Raw genomic sequence first — 4,731 nt, 5'->3', positions numbered from 1 at the left:
AACTCATCATTAATTTGAGAGTTTGATCCTGGCTCAGGACGAACGCTGGCGGCGTGCCTAATACATGCAAGTCGAACGAACTCTGGTATTGATTGGTGCTTGCATCATGAAATACATTTGAGTGAGTGGCGAACTGGTGAGTAACACGTGGGAAACCTGCCCAGAAGCGGGGGATAACACCTGGAAACAGATGCTAATACCGCATAACAACTTGGACCGCATGGTCCGAGCTTGAAAGATGGCTTCGGCTATCACTTCTGGATGGTCCCGCGGCGTATTAGCTAGATGGTGAGGTAACGGCTCACCATGGCAATGATACGTAGCCGACCTGAGAGGGTAATCGGCCACATTGGGACTGAGACACGGCCCAAACTCCTACGGGAGGCAGCAGTAGGGAATCTTCCACAATGGACGAAAGTCTGATGGAGCAACGCCGCGTGAGTGAAGAAGGGTTTCGGCTCGTAAAACTCTGTTGTTAAAGAAGAACATATCTGAGAGTAACTGTTCAGGTATTGACGGTATTTAACCAGAAAGCCACGGCTAACTACGTGCCAGCAGCCGCGGTAATACGTAGGTGGCAAGCGTTGTCCGGATTTATTGGGCGTAAAGCGAGCGCAGGCGGTTTTTTAAGTCTGATGTGAAAGCCTTCGGCTTAACCGAAGAAGTGCATCGGAAACTGGGAAACTTGAGTGCAGAAGAGGACAGTGGAACTCCATGTGTAGCGGTGAAATGCGTAGATATATGGAAGAACACCAGTGGCGAAGGCGGCTGTCTGGTCTGTAACTGACGCTGAGGCTCGAAAGTATGGGTAGCAAACAGGATTAGATACCCTGGTAGTCCATACCGTAAACGATGAATGCTAAGTGTTGGAGGGTTTCCGCCCTTCAGTGCTGCAGCTAACGCATTAAGCATTCCGCCTGGGGAGTACGGCCGCAAGGCTGAAACTCAAAGGAATTGACGGGGGCCCGCACAAGCGGTGGAGCATGTGGTTTAATTCGAAGCTACGCGAAGAACCTTACCAGGTCTTGACATACTACGCTAACCTGAGAGATCAGGCGTTCCCTTCGGGGACGTGGATACAGGTGGTGCATGGTTGTCGTCAGCTCGTGTCGTGAGATGTTGGGTTAAGTCCCGCAACGAGCGCAACCCTTATTATCAGTTGCCAGCATTAAGTTGGGCACTCTGGTGAGACTGCCGGTGACAAACCGGAGGAAGGTGGGGATGACGTCAAATCATCATGCCCCTTATGACCTGGGCTACACACGTGCTACAATGGATGGTACAACGAGTTGCGAACTCGCGAGAGTAAGCTAATCTCTTAAAGCCATTCTCAGTTCGGATTGTAGGCTGCAACTCGCCTACATGAAGTCGGAATCGCTAGTAATCGCGGATCAGCATGCCGCGGTGAATACGTTCCCGGGCCTTGTACACACCGCCCGTCACACCATGAGAGTTTGTAACACCCAAAGTCGGTGGGGTAACCTTCGGGAACCAGCCGCCTAAGGTGGGACAGATGATTAGGGTGAAGTCGTAACAAGGTAGCCGTAGGAGAACCTGCGGCTGGATCACCTCCTTTCTAAGGAATATTACGGAAACCTACACACGCGTCGAAACTTTGTTTAGTTTTGAGAGGTCTAACTCTCAAACTTGTTCTTTGAAAACTAGATAATATCAAATATATTTTTTCATAATGAAACCGAGAACACCGCGTTTTTTGAGTTTTTTATTGAAGTTTAATTATCGCTAAACTCATTAATCGCATTTACCGTTAGGTAAATGAGGTTAAGTTAACAAGGGCGCATGGTGAATGCCTTGGCACTAGGAGCCGATGAAGGACGGGACTAACACCGATATGCTTCGGGGAGCTGTACGTAAGCTATGATCCGGAGATTTCCGAATGGGGCAACCCAGCAGTTTTAATCAACTGTTACCACTAGATGAATTCATAGTCTAGTTGGAGGTAAACGCTGTGAACTGAAACATCTCATTAGCAGCAGGAATATAAAGAAATTTCGATTCCCTAAGTAGCGGCGAGCGAACGGGGAACAGCCCAAACCAAAGTGCTTGCACTTTGGGGTTGTAGGACTGAACATTTGAGTTACCAAAAAGTTTGATAGTCGAAGGATTTGGGAAAATCCGCCATAGATGGTGATAGCCCAGTAGATTAAATCAAGCTTTCTCAGTTCAGGATCCTGAGTACGGCGGAACACGTGAAATTCCGTCGGAATCCGGGAGGACCATCTCCCAAGGCTAAATACTACCTAGTGACCGATAGTGAACCAGTACCGTGAGGGAAAGGTGAAAAGCACCCCGGGAGGGGAGTGAAATAGTTCCTGAAACCATGTGCCTACAATAAGTCAGAGCGCGTTAACGCGTGATGGCGTGCCTTTTGTAGAATGAACCGGCGAGTTATGATCCCGTGCAAGGTTAAGACTTAAAAGTCGGAGCCGTAGCGAAAGCGAGTCTGAAATGGGCGTTTTGAGTACGAGGTTATAGACCCGAAACCAGGTGACCTATCCATGTCCAGGTTGAAGGTGCGGTAAAACGCACTGGAGGACCGAACCCGTGTAAGTTGAAAATTGCTGGGATGAGGTGTGGATAGCGGTGAAATTCCAAACGAACTTGGAGATAGCTGGTTCTCTCCGAAATAGCTTTAGGGCTAGCCTCGGATGAAGGATCATGGAGGTAGAGCACTATTTGGACTAGGGGCCCGTCTTGGGTTACTGAATTCAGATAAACTCCGAATGCCATTGATTCATATCCGGGAGTCAGACGATGAGTGATAAGATCCACCGTCGAAAGGGGAACAGCCCAGACCACCAGTTAAGGTCCCTAAATGTATGCTAAGTGGAAAAGGATGTGGAGTTGCATAGACAACTAGGATGTTGGCTCAGAAGCAGCCACCATTTAAAGAGTGCGTAATAGCTCACTAGTCGAGTGATCCTGCGCCGAAAATGTACCGGGGCTAAGCATACTACCGAAACCGTGGATGCGACCATTAGGTCGCGTGATAGGAGAGCGTTCTAAGGGCGGTGAAGCAAGATCGTAAGGACTTGTGGAGCGCTTAGAAGTGAGAATGCCGGTATGAGTAGCGAAAGATAGGTGAGAATCCTATCCACCGAATGACTAAGGTTTCCTGGGGAAGGCTCGTCCTCCCAGGGTTAGTCGGGACCTAAGTCGAGGCCGAGAGGCGTAGACGATGGATAACAGGTTGAGATTCCTGTACCAGTTAAATGCGTTTGAATGATGGAGGGACGCAGGAGGCTAAGATGTGCATTCTGTTGGATTAGAATGTCCAAACAACGAGTCTTGTGAAGAGTCAAATGCTTTTCACTTTAAGGACAAGTTGCGATGGGGAGCGAAATTTAGTAGCGAAGCGTCTGATGTCACACTGCCGAGAAAAGCTTCTAGTGAGTATTTAACTGCCCGTACCGCAAACCGACACAGGTAGTCGAGGAGAGCATCCTAAGGTGAGCGAGTGAACTCTCGTTAAGGAACTCGGCAAAATGACCCCGTAACTTCGGGAGAAGGGGTGCTGATCGCAAGATCAGCCGCAGTGAATAGGCCCAGGCGACTGTTTATCAAAAACACAGGTCTCTGCAAAATCGTAAGATGACGTATAGGGGCTGACGCCTGCCCGGTGCTGGAAGGTTAAAAGGATGGGTTAGCTTCGGCGAAGCTCAGAATTGAAGCCCCAGTAAACGGCGGCCGTAACTATAACGGTCCTAAGGTAGCGAAATTCCTTGTCGGGTAAGTTCCGACCCGCACGAAAGGCGTAACGATCTGGGCACTGTCTCAACGAGAGACTCGGTGAAATTATATTGTCCGTGAAGATGCGGACTACCCGCGACAGGACGGAAAGACCCCATGGAGCTTTACTGTAGCTTGATATTGAGTGTTTGTACAGCTTGTACAGGATAGGTAGGAGCCATAGAAACCGGAACGCTAGTTTCGGTGGAGGCGTTGGTGGGATACTACCCTCGCTGTATGACCACTCTAACCCGCACCACTTAGCGTGGTGGGAGACAGTGTCAGGTGGGCAGTTTGACTGGGGCGGTCGCCTCCTAAAAAGTAACGGAGGCGCCCAAAGGTTCCCTCAGAATGGTTGGAAATCATTCGCAGAGTGTAAAGGCACAAGGGAGCTTGACTGCGAGACAGACAGGTCGAGCAGGGACGAAAGTCGGGCTTAGTGATCCGGTGGTACCGTATGGAAGGGCCATCGCTCAACGGATAAAAGCTACCCTGGGGATAACAGGCTTATCTCCCCCAAGAGTCCACATCGACGGGGAGGTTTGGCACCTCGATGTCGGCTCATCGCATCCTGGGGCTGTAGTCGGTCCCAAGGGTTGGGCTGTTCGCCCATTAAAGCGGTACGCGAGCTGGGTTCAGAACGTCGTGAGACAGTTCGGTCCCTATCCGTCGCGGGCGTAGGAAATTTGAGAGGAGCTGTCCTTAGTACGAGAGGACCGGGATGGACATACCTCTGGTGTACCAGTTGTGCCGCCAGGCGCATCGCTGGGTAGCTACGTATGGATGTGATAAACGCTGAAAGCATCTAAGTGTGAAACACACCTCGAGATGAGATTTCCCATTCCTATATGGAAGTAAGACCCCTGAAAGATGATCAGGTAGATAGGTTAGAAGTGGCAGTGCGGCGACGCATGCAGCGGACTAATACTAATCGGTCGAGGACTTAACCAAGTAATTGGTGTTCAGGTTCATTAAGGAAAT

General features: G+C 49.9%; 2 rRNA genes. Both read left to right on the top strand.

Features of this window, described 5'->3' with window-relative positions:
- Positions 1-10 precede the first annotated feature (10 nt).
- Positions 11-1,576 (top strand): 16S ribosomal RNA (locus tag D1831_RS13725).
- 204 nt (positions 1,577-1,780) lie between these two features.
- Positions 1,781-4,701 (top strand): 23S ribosomal RNA (locus tag D1831_RS13720).
- The 16S and 23S rRNA genes sit together here, the layout of an rRNA operon.
- Positions 4,702-4,731: the final 30 nt, after the last annotated feature.

The organism is Lactiplantibacillus garii (assembly GCF_003885105.1).
Lineage (GTDB): Bacteria > Bacillota > Bacilli > Lactobacillales > Lactobacillaceae > Lactiplantibacillus > Lactiplantibacillus garii.
This window is presented reverse-complemented; position numbering and strand designations above follow the sequence as displayed.